This is a genomic window from Rhizobium esperanzae (assembly GCF_014197615.1).
GTDB classification, from domain to species: Bacteria; Pseudomonadota; Alphaproteobacteria; order Rhizobiales; family Rhizobiaceae; genus Rhizobium; species Rhizobium esperanzae_A.
Window position 1 is genome coordinate 157,921 of the sequence record NZ_JACIFY010000001.1, and the last position, 16,297, is coordinate 174,217.

16 protein-coding genes are annotated in these 16,297 nt (G+C 61.3%); 13 read left to right on the plus strand and 3 right to left on the minus strand.

Annotation, left to right across the window (positions count from 1 at the left end):
- Positions 1-4 precede the first annotated feature (4 nt).
- The gene (locus tag GGD57_RS00840) at positions 5-334 is read right to left on the minus strand and encodes a type II toxin-antitoxin system HicB family antitoxin (RefSeq protein WP_184465963.1); all 330 of its coding nucleotides are present in this window, start codon (positions 332-334) and stop codon (positions 5-7) included.
- Positions 331-591 (minus strand): type II toxin-antitoxin system HicA family toxin, encoded by a 261-nt coding sequence (locus tag GGD57_RS00845; protein WP_184465965.1) that lies wholly within the window; start codon positions 589-591, stop codon positions 331-333. Before GGD57_RS00845 ends, GGD57_RS00840 begins: the two co-directional genes overlap by 4 nt.
- 154 nt (positions 592-745) lie before the next feature.
- On the opposite strand from GGD57_RS00845, the gene GGD57_RS00850 reads away from it, so the two are divergent.
- On the plus strand, positions 746-1,360 hold the full coding sequence (locus GGD57_RS00850) for a GntR family transcriptional regulator (RefSeq protein WP_184465967.1): 615 nt from the start codon (positions 746-748) through the stop codon (positions 1,358-1,360).
- A gap of 50 nt (positions 1,361-1,410) precedes the next feature.
- On the opposite strand, the gene GGD57_RS00855 is transcribed toward GGD57_RS00850, so the two are convergent.
- Positions 1,411-2,223 (minus strand): ferredoxin--NADP reductase, encoded by an 813-nt coding sequence (locus GGD57_RS00855; RefSeq protein WP_184465969.1) that lies wholly within the window; start codon positions 2,221-2,223, stop codon positions 1,411-1,413.
- A 360-nt stretch (positions 2,224-2,583) separates the two neighbouring features.
- On the opposite strand from GGD57_RS00855, the gene pcsA reads away from it, so the two are divergent.
- The 12 genes from pcsA to glmU all read left to right on the plus strand — a co-directional run bounded on the left by pcsA (position 2,584) and on the right by glmU (position 16,221).
- A complete protein-coding gene (gene pcsA, locus GGD57_RS00860) occupies positions 2,584-3,321 on the plus strand; it encodes a phosphatidylcholine synthase (RefSeq protein ID WP_184465971.1) in 738 nt (245 codons plus the stop codon).
- Position 3,322: 1 nt separating this feature from the next.
- Positions 3,323-4,303 (plus strand): quinone oxidoreductase family protein, encoded by a 981-nt coding sequence (locus GGD57_RS00865; RefSeq protein ID WP_184465973.1) that lies wholly within the window; start codon positions 3,323-3,325, stop codon positions 4,301-4,303.
- Between the two features lie 39 nt (positions 4,304-4,342).
- Positions 4,343-5,908: an ATP-binding cassette domain-containing protein gene (locus GGD57_RS00870; RefSeq protein WP_184465975.1), complete on the plus strand. Its 1,566-nt coding sequence runs from the start codon at positions 4,343-4,345 to the stop codon at positions 5,906-5,908.
- Between the two features lie 33 nt (positions 5,909-5,941).
- On the plus strand, positions 5,942-7,027 hold the full coding sequence (locus GGD57_RS00875; protein WP_184465977.1) for an ABC transporter permease: 1,086 nt from the start codon (positions 5,942-5,944) through the stop codon (positions 7,025-7,027).
- Entirely contained in the window at positions 7,024-7,944 is a 921-nt protein-coding gene (locus tag GGD57_RS00880; protein ID WP_184465979.1) for an ABC transporter permease, read from the plus strand. Before GGD57_RS00875 ends, GGD57_RS00880 begins: the two co-directional genes overlap by 4 nt.
- Positions 7,945-7,993: 49 nt before the next feature.
- A complete protein-coding gene (locus GGD57_RS00885) occupies positions 7,994-9,070 on the plus strand; it encodes a BMP family ABC transporter substrate-binding protein (protein WP_184465981.1) in 1,077 nt (358 codons plus the stop codon).
- Between the two features lie 143 nt (positions 9,071-9,213).
- Entirely contained in the window at positions 9,214-10,176 is a 963-nt protein-coding gene (gene ytfQ / locus GGD57_RS00890; RefSeq protein ID WP_126910658.1) for a galactofuranose ABC transporter, galactofuranose-binding protein YtfQ, read from the plus strand.
- A 218-nt stretch (positions 10,177-10,394) separates the two neighbouring features.
- Positions 10,395-11,918 (plus strand): galactofuranose ABC transporter, ATP-binding protein YtfR, encoded by a 1,524-nt coding sequence (gene ytfR, locus GGD57_RS00895; RefSeq protein ID WP_184465983.1) that lies wholly within the window; start codon positions 10,395-10,397, stop codon positions 11,916-11,918.
- The gene (locus tag GGD57_RS00900; protein WP_184465985.1) at positions 11,915-12,928 is read left to right on the plus strand and encodes an ABC transporter permease; all 1,014 of its coding nucleotides are present in this window, start codon (positions 11,915-11,917) and stop codon (positions 12,926-12,928) included. Before ytfR ends, GGD57_RS00900 begins: the two co-directional genes overlap by 4 nt.
- The gene (yjfF, locus tag GGD57_RS00905; RefSeq protein WP_184465988.1) at positions 12,925-13,893 is read left to right on the plus strand and encodes a galactofuranose ABC transporter, permease protein YjfF; all 969 of its coding nucleotides are present in this window, start codon (positions 12,925-12,927) and stop codon (positions 13,891-13,893) included. Before GGD57_RS00900 ends, yjfF begins: the two co-directional genes overlap by 4 nt.
- A 16-nt stretch (positions 13,894-13,909) precedes the next feature.
- Entirely contained in the window at positions 13,910-14,680 is a 771-nt protein-coding gene (locus GGD57_RS00910) for a FadR/GntR family transcriptional regulator (protein WP_184465990.1), read from the plus strand.
- Positions 14,681-14,859: 179 nt separating this feature from the next.
- The gene (gene glmU / locus GGD57_RS00915; RefSeq protein WP_184465991.1) at positions 14,860-16,221 is read left to right on the plus strand and encodes a bifunctional UDP-N-acetylglucosamine diphosphorylase/glucosamine-1-phosphate N-acetyltransferase GlmU; all 1,362 of its coding nucleotides are present in this window, start codon (positions 14,860-14,862) and stop codon (positions 16,219-16,221) included.
- Positions 16,222-16,297: the final 76 nt, after the last annotated feature.

Consider the following 16,297-nt stretch of genomic DNA (forward strand, 5'->3'; position numbering starts at 1 on the left):
ATTCTCAGCCGACCGCTCGTTCGAGCGCTGATGTCACCCATTTGTTGAGACTGACACCGTCGCGTTGCGCCGCGCTTGATAGCGCTTTGTGAAGTTTCGGGTCGGCACGGACGACGAACTGCCCGGAAAACGGCCTTTCCGGCTGTTCGCCGCGCTCCGCACAGAAAACCAGATAGTCATCCAGAGACTCCGCAAAAGCCTGTTTGAGCTCGGCGGCAGACGCTCCCTGAAAGGTAATGACATCTCGCATGTTGACGACTTCGCCGTGGAAAATCTCGGCCTCTTCATCGAATTCTATGACGGCCTCGTAGCCCCTATGATGCATGATATTCATGGTCTTATCTCCGCTTCGAGCAGAAAGCGCCTCACCGACCGCACCGCGCCCTTATCCGTTTCCTTTTGCGGATGCGGCCGATGGAAAACCGCGCGAATGCCGTTTAGCGCCACGCGGACGCGTGAGCCGTTGCCTTCGCTGATCTCTCCGCCGCAAGCGATAAAAAGCGCCTCGATGTCACGCCAGGCGATACTGGCACGAACGGGATCGGTGAATATGGCTTCAAGGGTCGTACGGTGTTTTCCACTAACAAACATGTAGTATCATTTTTCAGTATCAATCGCAACGGAGCTTGATGCTAGCAAAAATAAAGGTTCGCCGAAATGCCCAATCAGAACGCCCCGCATCAGTTGCGTTCAGTTTTCGAGCGTGCCACAAGGTGATATATCAGATCGGCCGCGGATTTTCAGCATGCAGACCTCACAGAGCCATCTTGCCTATCTCGCGCTGGAGCACCTGATCGTCACGCTGGCGCTGAAGCCCGGGGCGCTCGTTACCGAAAAGCAGCTGATCGATATGGCTGGTCATGGGCGGACGCCGGTGCGGGAGGCGATTCAGAAGCTCGCCTGGCAGGGGCTGATCCTGGTGAAACCGCGCGTCGGGCTGCAGATTGCCGAGATCGCGCCGGAGGATCATGGCAATGTCATGCAGGTGCGCCGTGAGTTGGAGCCGATCGCGGCAAGCCTCGTTGCCGAACATGCTACCGACGAACAGCGCGGGCGCCTCGGCGACTGCGCCCAGGCCATGGACGAATGCGCCGCTGCGGGCGATCTCGCCGGCTTCTTTGCCGCCGACAAGGCCTTCGACGAAATCCTCGAAGAGGCTTGCCCGAATGGTTTTATCACCGCGGCGCTCGGCCCGGTGCAGACACATTCGCGTCGCCTCTGGTACTCCACCGCAAACCCCGAGCGACTGGATCGCGCCATTGCATTGCATGTCGCTGTCATCCAGGCCATCCACCGAGGCAAGCCGGATGCGGCGCGCGCCGCGATGGCGATGCTGATCGACTATCTCGCCCAGACATAAAAACGGCCCCGTTTCCGGAGCCGTTGTCAGGTCTGATTGGCGGAAAAACCTCAGCCGACGAAAGCGCGCTCGATGACGAATTCGGCGGGTTTGCTGTTGGCGCCTTCATTGAGGCCGGCCTTTTCGAGCAGTTCCTTGGTGTCCTTCAGCATGGCCGAGGAGCCGCAGATCATGCCGCGGTCGATCGCCGGGTCGAGCGGCGGTACGCCGAGATCGGTAAACAGCTTGCCCGACGAGATCAGGTCGGTGATGCGGCCGCGATATTCGAAATCCTCGCGCGTGACGGTCGCATAATGGCGCAGCTTGTCGCCGACCACTTCCTTCAGCAGCTCGTCGTTCTGGATCTCGTTGACGAGGTCGAAGCCGTATTGCAGTTCGGCGACATCGCGGGTCGTATGGGTGAGGATGACTTCCTCGAACTTCTCATAGGTCTCGGGATCGCGGATCAGGCTGGCGAAAGGTGCAACGCCCGTCCCCGTCGAGAACATGTAGAGACGACGGCCCGGCGTCAGTGCGTCGAGCACCAGCGTGCCCGTCGGCTTCTTGCGCATCAGCACCTGGTCGCCCGGCTTGATCGCCTGCAGATGCGAGGTCAGCGGGCCGTCCGGCACCTTGATCGAGAAGAATTCGAGCTCTTCGGCCCAGGCGGGGCTGGCGATAGAATAGGCGCGGAAGACCGGCTTGCCTTCGACCATCAGGCCGATCATCGCGAATTCGCCGGAACGGAAACGGAAGCCCTGCGGCCGGGTCATCGTGAAGCGGAAGAGCCGATCTGTATAATGCGTCACGGCAAGCACCGTCTCGGCGTAGACGCCGGCGGGGATGGACGAGGCGAAGTCTTCGGTCTTTGCAGGCGCGTTCATTTCGGTAGCGGATCCCGTATTCGTCGGATGAACTGTCGGATTGTGAGCGAGATATTACAAATCCGGCCGGAATTAAAGGCATTCCATTCCACGCGACGGTTCAGAAGGGAAATATGCATGCCATTGTCAGGATTCAATGGGGAGCAGGGGGCAGGCGTGGAATGTCGTATTTCCCGCTGGCGAAGCCCGGCAAAGGATGCATATTAGAGCGGCGCGCCTGACCTGGAGACCGGTTTTCGGCAAAAACGGTGCGACAACAAAGACCTACGGCGTCGGGACCCGATTCAGGATCAGTGTCCGGCGATATGTGGCGAATAATGATGCTTGCCGGGGCGAGCGCGATAGGGCGGTCGGGGGAATATGAAGATTTTCAACTACAAGCGCGTTCCTTACGCGGAGATGCGCGCTTTCTCAGTCCATGTCCTGACGGCCTCCGGCTCCTTCCTTGCCTTTCTCGGCGTCGTTGCCGCCGCCGAGCAACGCTTCATCGACATGTTCTGGTGGCTTGGCCTTGCCCTTCTCGTCGACGGAATAGACGGGCCGATCGCCCGCAAGGTGCGCGTCAAGGAAGTGCTGCCGAACTGGTCGGGCGATACGCTCGACAACATCATCGATTACGTCACCTATGTGCTGCTGCCGGCTTTCGCGCTGTATCAGAGCGGCATGATCGGCGAGCCCTGGTCCTTCGTCGCCGCCGGCTTGATCGTCGTTTCCAGCGCCATCTATTATGCCGATATGGGCATGAAGACCGACGAGTATTTCTTCTCCGGCTTCCCGGTCGTCTGGAACATGATCGTCTTCACCCTGTTCGTCATCGATGCCAGCGCCACGACGGCGCTTGCCGTCGTCATCGTCTCGGTGGTGCTGACCTTCCTGCCGATCAATTTCCTGCACCCGGTCCGGGTCAAGAGGCTGCGCCCGCTCAATCTCGGCGTCTTCCTGCTGTGGTCGGCGCTCGGCATTCTTTCGCTGCTGATGCATTTCGACACGCCGGAATGGGCGCTCATTCTCTTTATCGTGACCGGGCTCTATCTTTACGTCATCGGCGCGGTGCTGCAATTCTTCCCCGCTCTCGGACGCGAAACAAAGGACGGTTGAGATGACGAAGACGCAGGCGGTTTCATTTTCGAGGACGGGCGGGCCTGAGGTTTTCGACTGTGTCGACGTCGATCTCCCCGAGCCCTCGAACGGTGAAGTGCAGATCCGCCAGGCGGCGGTGGGCCTGAATTTCATCGACGTCTATTTCCGCAACGGCTCTTACAAGGTGCCGCATCTGCCCTTCGTCACCGGCAAGGAGGGGGCCGGCACCGTCACGGCAGTCGGTCCCGGCGTTACGGATTTTAAGCTCGGCGATCGCGTGGCCTATGCCAGCGCCGACGGCGCCTATAGCGCTGAGCGCAATATCGAGGTCCGGCATCTCGTGCATGTGCCCGATGGCATCGCGCTCGAAACGGCAGCGGCGATGATGCTGAAAGGCATGACCGCCGAATATCTGCTCAACCGCACTTTCACGGTCGGCCCTGAGACGGTTCTGCTGTTCCATGCGGCTGCCGGCGGTGTCGGGTTGATTGCCGGCCAATGGGCAAAGGCACTCGGCGCCACCGTCATCGGCACGGCGGGCTCTGAGGATAAGGTCGAACTGGCGCTCGCCCATGGCTATGACCATGTGATCAATTACAAGAGCGATGATTTTGTTCAGCGTGTCCGCGAGATAACCGCCGGCAAGGGCGTCGATGTCGTCTATGATTCGATCGGCCGCGATACTTTTCCACAGTCGCTCGACTGCCTGAAGCCGCGCGGCCTTTTTGCCTCCTTCGGTCAATCTTCCGGGCCGATCGAGAACTTCACCCTTGCGGCGCTGGCCCAGAAGGGGTCGCTGTTTGCGACACGGCCGACGCTCTTCACCTATATCGCCGCGCGTCAGGAACTGATCGACAGCGCCAAAGCGCTATTTGATATTGTGCAAAGCAACAAAGTGCGTATCAATATCAATCAAACCTATCCGTTACGTGAGGTTGGGCAGGCTCACGCGGATCTGGAAACAAGAAAAACAACAGGAACGACGCTGCTGATTCCATGAGATCCGAATGGACCGGTTGGCAGAAGAAATGAGGGGAACGTGTCGCCATTGAATGTGCCGGATTCCGGTGCGTTATTATCCGTCCAGAAGCTGACGAAGTTTTTCGGTGGCTTTGCCGCCTGCAATGAAATCGATCTCGATATTGCGCCGGGCGAAATTCATGCGCTTCTCGGCGAAAACGGCGCAGGCAAATCCACACTGGTGAAGATGCTGTTCGGCGTTCTGGAGCCGACCAACGGACATATCCTCTGGCAGGGCCAGCCGGTTGCGATTACCTCGCCGGGGGAAGCGCGCAAGCACGGCATCGGCATGGTCTTCCAGCATTTTTCGCTGTTCGAGGCGCTGACGGTTGCCGAAAACATCGCATTGTCGCTCGATGACGCCATCCCGATCGACAGGATCGCCGAAGAGGCGAGGGCGCTGTCGCAAGCCTACGGCCTGCCGCTCGATCCGCATGCCCATGTTGCCGATCTCTCAGTCGGCGAGCGCCAGCGCATCGAAATCGTCCGCGCCCTGCTGCAGAACCCGAAGCTGATCATTCTCGACGAGCCGACCTCGGTGCTGACGCCGCAGGAGGCCGACAGGTTGTTCGACACGCTGTTCAAGCTGCGCGCCGAAGGGCGTTCGGTTCTCTATATCAGTCACCGCCTGGAGGAGGTGCAGCGCATCTGCGATCGCGCCACGGTGCTGCGCCATGGCCGCGTCACCGGCGCCTGCGATCCGAAACGGGAAACGCCGGCTTCGCTCGCCCGCATGATGGTCGGCAGCGAGGTGGCGGCCGTCACCCATCCCGAGCGCAGTGACAAGGGCGACGTGCAGCTTGCCGTCGCCAATCTTTCCGTCGCCGCCCGCACTCCCTTCGCCATGCCGCTGCGCGATGTCTCGATGACCGTGCGCTCCGGCGAGATCCTCGCCATCGCCGGCGTTGCCGGCAACGGCCAGAGCGAACTTTTCGATGCTCTGTCCGGCGAATATCCCGTTGCTTCGGCCGAGGCGATCGTCATCCGCAAGAAGCCCGTGGGCACCGAAGGCATCACCGCCCGCCGTCTGCTCGGCGCCGGTTTCGTGCCGGAGGAACGGCACGGCCATGCCGCCGTCTCCGCCATGAAACTGTCCGACAATCTGGTGCTGGCCCGCAGCCAGTCCGACCGCAAGGCCTTTCTCGGCCTGCTCGGCATTATCCGCCATGGCGCGGTGAGATCGGCCGCGCGGCGTATCTCCGAGGCGATGGATGTGCGCAAGAGCGGCGAGGATCCGGCCGCCGGCTCCCTGTCAGGCGGTAACCTGCAGAAATTCATCGTCGGCCGCGAGCTGGATCGCCAGCCGGCGGTGCTCGTCGTCAACCAGCCGACCTGGGGTGTCGATGCCGGGGCTGCAAGCCGCATCCGCCAGGCTCTCGTCGATCTTGCCAGAAACGGTTCGGCCGTCGTCGTCATTAGCCAGGATCTCGATGAGATCTTCGAAGTGGCGACCGATATTGCCGTGATCTCCGAAGGCCGCCTTTCCCGCCCGTTCCCATCAGGCGAACTGACACGGGAGAAGATCGGCCTGCTGATGGGCGGCCTCCATGAGGGCTCTGCCCCGGAGGCGCCCCATGCGCATTGAAGAGGCGCCCCATGCGCATTGAAGAGGCGCCCCATGCGCATTGAACTCGAAAAACGCCCCGACGTCTCGAAGCTCTACGCTTTCGTCTCGCCGCTCCTGGCCCTCGTCCTGACGCTCGCCTTCGGCGCCATCATGTTCGCCATGCTCGGCAAGGACCCGGTAGAGGCGCTCGATGCCTTCTTTGTCGAGCCGCTGCTCGAGGTCTGGTCACTGCATGAGCTGGCGATCAAGGCGGCGCCCCTGATCCTGATCGCCGTCGGTCTGGCCGTTTGTTATCGCTCGAACAACTGGAATATCGGCGCTGAAGGCCAGTTCACAATCGGCGCCATCACCGGCTCCTATATCCCGATCGTCTTTTACGACTGGCATTCGCCGCTGGTGCTGCCGCTGATGCTGCTCCTCGGGGCGCTCGGCGGTGCGCTGTTCGCGGCCATTCCGGCGCTGTTGAAGGCACATTTCAACACCAACGAAATCCTGACATCGCTGATGCTGGTCTATATCGCCCAGCTCTTCCTCGACTGGCTGATTCGCGGCGCCTGGCGTGACCCGAAAGGCTTCAACTTTCCGGTTTCGCGTGATTTCGCGCCGGAAGCGGTGCTGCCGGCGATCTGGGAAGAGTCGGGCCGCGCCCATTGGGCCTTCATCTTCGCCATTGTCGCGGCGATCGGCGTCTGGTTCATGCTGCGCTATACGCTGAAGGGCTTCGAGATCGTCGTGCTCGGCCAGTCGGAGCGGGCAGGGCGCTTTGCCGGCTTCTCGTCGAAGAAGATGATCTGGTTCAGCTTTCTGTTTTCGGGCGCGCTTGCCGGCCTTGCCGGGATATCGGAGGTTTCCGGCTCGATCGGCCACCTGCAGCCGGCGATCTCGCCGGGCTATGGCTTCACCGCCATCATCGTCGCCTTTCTCGGCCGCCTCAATCCGCTCGGCATCATTGCATCGGGCCTGGTGCTGGCGCTCACCTATCTCGGCGGTGAGGCGGCACAGCTGTCGCTCGGCGTTTCCGACAAGGTCACCCGCGTTTTCCAGGGCCTGCTGCTCTTTTTCGTGCTCTCCTGCGACACGCTGATCTATTACAAAATCCGCATTGTCTGGTCGCGGCTGAGAGGTGGGGCCGCATGAGCATCTTCGAAGCCATTCTGCTGACTGTCATCACCGCTTCGACGCCGCTCGTCATCGCCGCCCTGGGCGAACTCGTGACCGAGCGCTCGGGTGTTCTCAACCTGGGTGTCGAAGGCATGATGATCATGGGCGCGGTTGCCGCCTTTGCCGGCGCGCAGATGTCGGGTTCGCCCTATGTCGGCATCGTCTGCGGCATTGCCTCAGGCGCGCTTTTCTCGCTGCTGTTTGCCTTCCTGACGTTGACGCTGGTGGCGAACCAGGTGGCGACCGGGCTGGCGCTCACCCTTCTCGGCCTCGGTGTGTCGGGCATGCTCGGCGAAGCCTATGTCAGCGTTCCCGGCATCCGGCTGGAAGAGATCGTCATTCCCTTGCTGTCGGACATTCCCGTGATCGGCCACGTGCTCTTCAGGCAGGATCTGATCTTCTACCTGTCGATTGCGCTTGTCGTAGGCGTCAGCTGGTTCCTGTTCCGCAGCCGGAGCGGACTGAAGCTGAGAGCGATCGGCGACAATCACGGCTCGGCGCACGCGCTCGGCATTCACGTCATCCGCACGCGCTACCTGGCGGTGATGTTCGGCGGCGCCTGCGCCGGTCTTGCCGGGGCGCAGCTTTCGCTCGTCTACACGCCGCAATGGGCGGAGAACATGTCGGCCGGCCGTGGCTGGATCACGCTGGCGCTCGTCGTTTTCGCCTCCTGGCGGCCGTGGCGGGTCTTTGCCGGCGGTTATCTCTTCGGCGCAGTCACCATCCTGCAGTTGCACGCCCAGGCCTTCGGCCTCGGCATTCCCGCGCAGTTCCTTTCAATGCTGCCCTATGCCGCGACTATTGTGGTTCTCATCATCATTTCTCATAATCGACGCACGACGTTGATCAACACGCCCGCGTCGCTCGGAAAAGCCTTCGTACCGGAGCGATGAAGCAACAACATAAGACGGGTTTCCCAACTTCAAACCAACAGGGGTTACTATGAAGAAGTTAGCACTCACACTCGCCGCCTCGGCTGCCGCCGTGATCGGCATCTCGTCTGCCGCACAGGCCGCCGACAAGACGAAGGTCTGCTTCGTCTATGTCGGTTCGCACACCGACGGCGGTTATTCGCAGGCCCACGATCTCGGCCGCCAGCAGGTCCAGGCCGAATTCGGCGACAAAATCGAAACGCCTTACCTCGAAAACGTGCCGGAAGGCCCGGATGCCGAGCGCGCCATCGAGCGTCTTGCCCGTTCCGGCTGCAAGCTGATCTTCACCACATCCTTCGGTTTCATGGATGCGACCGTCAAGGTCGCCGCCAAGTTCCCGAAGGTCAAGTTCGAGCACGGCACCGGTTACAAGGCCGGCCCCAATCTCGCCACCTACAATTCGCGCTTCTATGAAGGCCGCTACATCCTCGGCCAGATCGCTGCGAAGACCTCGAAGAATCATGGTGCCGCCTACATCGCCTCCTTCCCGATTCCCGAAGTGGTGATGGGCATCAACTCCTTCGAGCAGGGCGCCAAGTCGATCGATCCGACCTTCAAGCTGAAGGTCATCTGGGTCAACACCTGGTTCGACCCCGGCAAGGAAGCCGACGCCGCCAAGGCCATGGTCGACCAGGGCGTCGACGTCTTGACCCAGCACACCGATACGACAGCGCCGATGCAGGTTGCCGAAGAACGCGGCATCCATGCCTTCGGTCAGGCATCCGACATGATCGCGGCCGGCCCGAAGGCGCAGCTGACGGCGATCGTCGACACCTGGGGCAATTACTACTCCAAGCGCGTACATGCGCTTCTCGACGGCACCTGGAAGTCCGAGCAGAGCTGGGACGGCCTGAAGGACGGCATCCTGAAGATGGCGCCCTATACCAACATGCCTGACGACGTGAAGAAAATGGCCGAGGAAACCGAAGCCAAGATCAAGTCCGGCGAGCTGCATCCCTTCACCGGCCCGATCAACAAGCAGGACGGAACGCCCTGGCTGAAGGCCGGCGAGAAGGCCGACGACGGCACGCTGCTCAGCATGAATTTCTATGTCGAAGGCGTCGACGACAAGCTGCCGGCGCAATAACCGAACATCGTTTTTGCAGTTGCGAAGGGCGCCCCTGTGGGCGCCTTTTTTTTGCTGCGGTGCATGCGAAGATTCCGATTTACAAAAGTAATACTATATGATTTTTTGACCCTGCGCCGCGAGATGCGGCTTGGGAGGAAATCATGAAATTGAAGACTGCACTTATGAGTGCCACGATTCTTGCTGCCTGCATGTTCGGTTCGGCTTCGGCCGGCGGACTGACCGTCGGCTTCTCGCAGATCGGCTCGGAATCGGGCTGGCGTGCGGCTGAAACGACCGTCACCAAGGAACAGGCCAAGAAGCGCGGCATCGATCTGAAATTTGCCGATGCGCAGCAGAAGCAGGAAAACCAGATCAAGGCTCTGCGTTCCTTCATTGCTCAGGGCGTCGACGCCATTCTCATTGCGCCGGTCGTTGAAACCGGCTGGGACGACGTTCTCAAGGAAGCCAAGGAAGCCAAGATTCCGGTCATTCTTCTCGACCGTACCATCAAGGCTCCGGACGATCTTTACCTGACGGCTGTTACCTCCGACCTCGTCCATGAAGGCAAGGTCGCCGGCGACTTCCTGGTCAAGACTGTCGGCGACAAGAAGTGCAACGTCGTCGAACTGCAGGGCACCACCGGTTCGTCGCCGGCTATCGCCCGCAAGAAGGGCTTCGAAGAAGCTCTTGCCGGTCACGACAACCTCAAGATCGTTCGCAGCCAGACTGGTGACTTCACCCGCACGAAGGGCAAGGAAGTCATGGAAAGCTTCCTGAAGGCCGAGAATGGCGGCAAGGATATCTGCGCGCTCTACGCCCATAATGACGACATGGCCGTCGGCGCCATCCAGGCGATCAAGGAAGCCGGCCTGAAGCCCGGCAAGGATATCCTCGTCGTCTCCATCGACGCCGTTCCGGATATCTTTAAGGCTATGTCCGAAGGCGAATCCAACGCCACGGTCGAACTCACGCCGAACATGGCAGGTCCGGCTTTCGATGCGCTCGATGCCTACCTGAAGGACAAGAAGGCTCCGCCGAAGTGGATCCAGACCGAATCCAAGCTCTACACGCCTGCCGACGAGCCGATGAAGGTCTACGAAGAGAAGAAGGGTCAGGGCTACTGATCTGATTTGACGCTCCTGCCCAATTCCACAATCGCAATCGAGAAGGGAATTGGGCAGAATTCAAAGCGCTACAGCGTCCCGTGCCTGAAAAGACACGGGCGGCGCTGTAGAACCGCACCGGCCCGTCATGGACCGGTGCGGAACTGCCTTGCCGCCTTGGGACGTCATGTCCGGCCGCGGCGCGGCTTTTGCCGTCAATATCAGGAAAACAGACCCCTATGACTCACGATTTCGAGAACGTTCTCGCGGCTTCCGGAATATCGAAATTCTTTCCCGGCGCAGTGGCGTTGGACAAGGTCGATTTCACGCTGCGCAAGGGCGAGGTGCATGCGCTGCTTGGCGAGAATGGCGCCGGCAAGTCGACGCTGATCAAATGCATCACCGGTGCCTATCATCGTGACGAGGGCAGCCTGACGCTCGACGGTCATGAAATCAATCCGGCCAATACGCTCGCCGCCCAGAATCTCGGCATCGGCACCGTCTACCAGGAGGTCAACCTCCTCGCCAATCTGAGCGTTGCCGAAAACCTCTTTCTCGGACGCCAGCCAAGGCGTTTCGGCATGACCGATGTCCGCGCGATGAACCGCAAGGCGCGCGAATTGCTCACCGGTTACGGCATCGATATCGACGTCACCGCCGAGCTTGGCCGCTTTTCCGTTGCCGTCCAGCAGGTGGTCGCCATCGCCCGCGCCGTCGACCTCTCCGGCAAGGTGCTGATCTTGGACGAGCCGACGGCAAGCCTCGACAATCAGGAAGTGGCGCTGCTCTTCCGCATCATCGAGGACCTGAAGAAGCGCGGCCTGGGCATCGTCTTCATCACCCATTTCCTCGAGCAGGTCTATGCGATCAGCGACCGCATCACCGTGCTGCGCAACGGCAAGCTCGTCGGCACCCGGGACGCTGCCGATCTGCCGCGCCAGGGCCTGATCGCCATGATGCTCGGCCGCGAACTGGCGCATGCCGAGGAGACGGCGAAGGAGCGGAGTGTCACGGCGGGCGACGTCCGTTACCGCTTCGCAGGCTACGGCAAGCGCGGCAAGGTCAAGCCTTTCGACCTCGATGTGCGCGCCGGCGAGGTGGTCGGCATAGCCGGGCTGCTCGGTTCCGGCCGCACCGAAACCGCCGAACTGCTCTTCGGCATCGAACATGCCGACAGCGGCAGCGCCACGATCGACGGCCAGCCGGTGACCCTTTCCAGCCCACGCGCCGCCATCGAAAAAGGTTTCGGCTTCTGCCCCGAGGACCGCAAGACCGACGGCATCGTCGGCGATCTGTCGATCAGGGAGAATATCGCGCTTGCGCTGCAGGCCCGGCGCGGCTGGACGCGGCCGCTGTCGCGCGCCGAGCAGAATGCGCTTGCCGACCGTTACATCAAGGCGCTCGATATCCGCACCACCGACCGCGAGAAGCCGATCCGGCTGCTTTCCGGCGGCAACCAGCAGAAGGCGATCCTCGCCCGCTGGCTGGCGACCAATCCGAAGTTTCTCATCCTCGACGAGCCGACCCGCGGCATCGATGTCGGCGCCCATGCCGAGATCATCCGGCTGATCGAACAGCTCTGCGGCGAAGGCATGTCGCTGATCGTGATTTCCTCGGAACTTGAAGAGCTTGTCGCCTATAGTTCACGTATCATCGTGCTTCGCGACAGACAGCATATCGCCGAACTCACGGGCGAACGGATTACGGCCGCCGGCATCGTCGATGCCATCGCTGCGGCCGAGCATAAGATGGAGGAGGCATGAGGTCCTCGCTAAACGCGCTGGCTTATCGCCTGGCGCCGCAATTGATTGCGCTCGTTGTTATTCTTTTGTTGAATTTCATCACGTCACCGCAGTTTTTTAATGTCGTGGTTCAAAATGACCGCCTCTATGGCAGCCTGATCGACGTGCTCAACCGCGGCGCACCGGTGGCGTTGCTGGCGATCGGCATGACGCTGGTCATCGCCACCAAGGGCATCGATCTGTCCGTCGGGGCTGTTGTCGCCATCTGCGGTGCCGTTGCCGCATCGTCGATTGTCTCAGGAAATTCAGTGGCCTACACCATTGTCCTGACGTTGGCGGTCGGCATTGCCTGCGGCGTCTGGAACGGTTTCCTGGTGGCCGTGCTCAATATCCAGCCGATCATCGCCACGCTGGTGCTGATGGTCGCCGGCCGCGGCATCGCCCAGCTCATCACCGAAGGCGCCATCCTGACCTTCAATGATGACGGGCTGACCTTCTTCGGCAGCGGCTCCATGGCCCTTCTGCCGATGCCTGTCGTCATCTGGTTTCTCGTCGGCCTGCTCGTCATCCTGCTCGTCCGCCGGACAGCGCTCGGCATGCTGATCGAGGCCGTCGGCATCAATCGCCGCGCCAGCACGCTATCCGGCATTCGAACGCCGGTGCTGCTGATGGCTGTCTATATGCTGAGCGGGCTGTGTGCCTCGATATCAGGCATCATCGTCGCCGCCGACATCAAGGGCGCCGATGCCAACAATGCCGGCCTGTGGCTCGAACTCGACGCCATCCTCGCCGTCGTCGTCGGCGGCAATTCATTGCTCGGCGGCCGCTTCAGCATTCTCGGATCGCTGATCGGCGCGATGATCATCCAGGCGGTGAATACCGGCATCCTGTCTTCCGGCTTCCCGCCGGAGTTCAACCTGATCATCAAGGCCATCATCATTATCGTCATCCTCGTCATCCAGTCGCCGGCGGTGCAGTCGCTCGCCATCTTCGCCAGCCGCCGGCCGGGCGGAAGGGAGCAGCCGAAATGAATTCCAAATACCTGCCGCTGCTTGCGACCATCGTCATCTTCGTGCTCGCCTATGCCGGCTGCACGCTGCAATATCCGAACATGCTGTCGACACGTGTCATCGGCAATCTGCTGACCGACAATGCCTTTCTCGGCATCGCAGCCGTCGGCATGACCTTCGTGATCATCTCCGGCGGCATCGATCTGTCGATCGGATCGGTCATCGCCTTCACCGGCGTCTTCCTGGCGGTGATCCTGCAGAAGACCTCGATCCATCCGCTGCTCGCCTTTGCGATCGTGCTTGTGATCACCACTGCCTTTGGCGGTATCATGGGCGCCATCATCCACTATCTCGAAATGCCGGCTTTCATCGTCACGCTCGCCGGCATGTTCCTGGCGCGCGGCATGGCCTTCGTGCTCTCGATCGACAGCATCCCGATCGACCATGAATATTATTCGACGCTGACGAGCCTCTATTGGCGCCTGCCCGGCGGTGGGCGGCTGACGCTGATCGGCGCCATCATGCTCCTGGTCTTTGCCGCCGGCATTTTCATCGCCCAGCGCACCCGCTTCGGCACCAATGTCTATGCGCTCGGCGGCGGCCCGCAGACGGCGCGGCTGATGGGTGTGCCGGTCGGCCGCACGACAATTCAGATCTATGCGCTGTCGGGCTTTCTTGCAGGCCTATCCGGGATCGTTTTTTCGCTGTACACCTCAGCTGGTTATTCTCTTGCAGCAGTCGGCGTCGAACTCGACGCCATTGCGGCGGTCGTCATCGGAGGGACGCTGCTGACCGGAGGAGCGGGATTCGTGGCGGGTACCTTGATCGGTATCCTGATCCAGGGGCTCATTCAGACCTACATCACCTTCGACGGCACGCTGTCGAGCTGGTGGACCAAGATCCTGATTGGCCTCCTGCTGTTTGCATTTATCCTGATGCAGAAGGCGATCCTGTTCGTTTCCAGTCTGAACAAGAGGTATGCCTGAGGGGGAGACGGATCGCTTGCGCAACAAATTGGACGAGACACGTAAGACGGGGCGCAGAACCCGGACGAGCCACGCGCAAGTGGTTGACGAGCTCGGAAAGGAGATCGTCGCCGGCACCTATCCCGTCGGCTCGATCTTGCCTGGCGATACCGAACTGGCGCAGCGCTTCAAAGTGTCCCGTACCGTCTTGCGCGAGACGATGAAGACGCTCGCCGCCAAGGGCATGGTTGTCGCGAAGGCGCGGGTCGGTACGCGTGTGACCGAGAAGAACCTCTGGAACATGTTCGACAGCGAGATCATTGCCTGGCACTTCGACAATGGCGTGACGGAAGAGTTCCTGCTGCAACTCTACGATATCCGTCTTGCGGTCGAACCTTTCGCTGCCGGTCTCGTCGCCGAGCGGGCGAATGCGGATGATATCGAGACGCTGCGCGCATTGGCGCTCGATATGGCGGCGAGTGGCCACACTGCCGACAGCCTGGCGCTCGCCGACCTTCGTTTCCACCTGGCGCTCGCCGAAGCCTCGCACAATCCCTTCATGCGGACGCTCGGCAGCCTCATCGAAGCGGCCCTCGTCGGCATGTTCCGCATGAGCACGCCGCCCGCCGAAAACGGTTTCGCCAATATCGCCGATACCCATATGCGCATCGTCGATGCGATCGTTTCCGGTGACAGCGCTGCCGCACGCCGTGCCATGGAACTCGTCATCCTGGATGGCCGCCATCATGTGCACGAGGCCTTCGCCGCCCGCGGTTCCGAGACCGTCAGAGTGCCGATTTCGACCTAAATTTCACGCTTGCAAAGGCTTTGCGTGTCTGCCGCGCCACTGATGTTTTCGGGCGCGCAAAGGACGCTGCAAGGCTTTCAATCCATCGCGCGTGCTTTCCGAAAATCGATTCCGATTTCAGGAATTATGCAGTATGAGGCAACAAAGCCGCCTCACGGCGCGGATTCGCGGAGCAGATCATGGAACGTACTTGTCTTGCCGTCATCCTTGCCGCCGGTGACAGCACGCGGATGAAATCCTCGAAATCGAAAGTGCTGCATCCGGTCGCCGGACGGCCGATGATCGCCCATGTGGTCGAGGCGGTCGCCTCCGCCGGCATCTCCTCCGTCGCCCTCGTCGTCGGCCGCGATGCTGAGGATGTCGCAAAGGCTGCAAGCGTTGCCGGCGTCGGCATCGAAGCCTATCTGCAGAAGGAGCGCCTCGGCACCGGCCATGCGGTGCTGGCGGCGCGCGAAGCGATCGCCAAGGGCTATGACGATATCCTCGTCACTTATGGCGACGTGCCGCTGCAGACCGACGCACCGCTGAAGGCCGCCCGCCAGGGCCTTGCGGAGGGCAGCGATGTCGTCGTCATCGGTTTCCACACCGACCGCCCCACAGGCTACGGCCGCCTGCTCGTCAAGGATGGCGAATTGATCGCCATCCGCGAGGAGAAGGACGCGACCGATGCCGAGCGCACCGTCACCTGGTGCAACAGCGGGCTGATGGCGATCAACGGCCGCAAGGCGCTCGATCTTCTCCAGCGCATCGGCAATGCCAATGCCAAGGGCGAATTCTATCTGACCGATCTCGTCGAGATCGCCCGTTCGCTCGGCGGCCGCGTCACCGCCGTCGATGCTCCCGAAATCGAGATGACCGGCTGCAACAACCGGGCCGAACTCGCCGTCATCGAGCGCTTCTGGCAGGAGCGCCGCCGCCACCAGATGATGCTGGCCGGCGTCACCATGATCGCGCCGGAAACGGTCTTTCTGTCCTATGACACCGTCATCGGCCAGGATGCGCTGATCGAGCCGAATGTCGTCTTCGGTCCCGGCGCGGTGATCGACAGCGGCGCCGTCATCCATGCCTTCTCGCATATCGAAGGCGCCCATGTCAGCCAGGGCGCGACCGTCGGCCCCTTCGCGCGGCTGCGCCCGGGTGCCGATCTCGCCGACGGTTCGAAGGTCGGCAATTTCTGTGAGGTCAAGAACGGCCGGATCGGCGAGGGCGCCAAGGTCAACCATCTCACCTATATCGGCGATGCGGTCATCGGCGCCGGCAGCAATATCGGCGCCGGCACGATCACCTGCAACTATGACGGCGTCAACAAGAGCGAGACGGTGATCGGCGAAAACGCCTTCATCGGTTCCAACTCCTCGCTGGTCGCGCCGGTGACGATCGGCGACGGCGCCTATATCGCCTCCGGCAGCGTCATCACCGCCGATGTGCCGGCCGACGCCCTGGCGCTCGGCCGGGCCCGCCAGGAGATCAAGCCCGGCCGCGCGATCCTGCTGCGCGAGCGCGCGCTCGCCATCAAGGCGGCGAAGAAGGCGAAGGCTTGAGGCCGCTTTCCATAACCGGCGGAAATTGAAAGTGACCGCCGAGGTGATTGAGAAATAAGCAGGAATCGTTAGGACT

Excerpts from the sequence above, each read along its gene's own strand:
- GGD57_RS00840 (WP_184465963.1), bottom strand. The coding sequence starts at position 334 with ATGAATATCATGCATCATAGGGGCTACGAGGCCGTCATAGAATTCGAT.
- GGD57_RS00845 (WP_184465965.1), bottom strand. The coding sequence starts at position 591 with ATGTTTGTTAGTGGAAAACACCGTACGACCCTTGAAGCCATATTCACC.
- GGD57_RS00850 (WP_184465967.1), top strand. The coding sequence starts at position 746 with ATGCAGACCTCACAGAGCCATCTTGCCTATCTCGCGCTGGAGCACCTG.
- GGD57_RS00855 (WP_184465969.1), bottom strand. The coding sequence starts at position 2,223 with ATGAACGCGCCTGCAAAGACCGAAGACTTCGCCTCGTCCATCCCCGCC.
- pcsA (WP_184465971.1), top strand. The coding sequence starts at position 2,584 with ATGAAGATTTTCAACTACAAGCGCGTTCCTTACGCGGAGATGCGCGCT.
- GGD57_RS00865 (WP_184465973.1), top strand. The coding sequence starts at position 3,323 with ATGACGAAGACGCAGGCGGTTTCATTTTCGAGGACGGGCGGGCCTGAG.
- GGD57_RS00875 (WP_184465977.1), top strand. The coding sequence starts at position 5,942 with ATGCGCATTGAACTCGAAAAACGCCCCGACGTCTCGAAGCTCTACGCT.
- GGD57_RS00880 (WP_184465979.1), top strand. The coding sequence starts at position 7,024 with ATGAGCATCTTCGAAGCCATTCTGCTGACTGTCATCACCGCTTCGACG.
- GGD57_RS00885 (WP_184465981.1), top strand. The coding sequence starts at position 7,994 with ATGAAGAAGTTAGCACTCACACTCGCCGCCTCGGCTGCCGCCGTGATC.
- ytfQ (WP_126910658.1), top strand. The coding sequence starts at position 9,214 with ATGAAATTGAAGACTGCACTTATGAGTGCCACGATTCTTGCTGCCTGC.
- ytfR (WP_184465983.1), top strand. The coding sequence starts at position 10,395 with ATGACTCACGATTTCGAGAACGTTCTCGCGGCTTCCGGAATATCGAAA.
- GGD57_RS00900 (WP_184465985.1), top strand. The coding sequence starts at position 11,915 with ATGAGGTCCTCGCTAAACGCGCTGGCTTATCGCCTGGCGCCGCAATTG.
- yjfF (WP_184465988.1), top strand. The coding sequence starts at position 12,925 with ATGAATTCCAAATACCTGCCGCTGCTTGCGACCATCGTCATCTTCGTG.
- glmU (WP_184465991.1), top strand. The coding sequence starts at position 14,860 with ATGGAACGTACTTGTCTTGCCGTCATCCTTGCCGCCGGTGACAGCACG.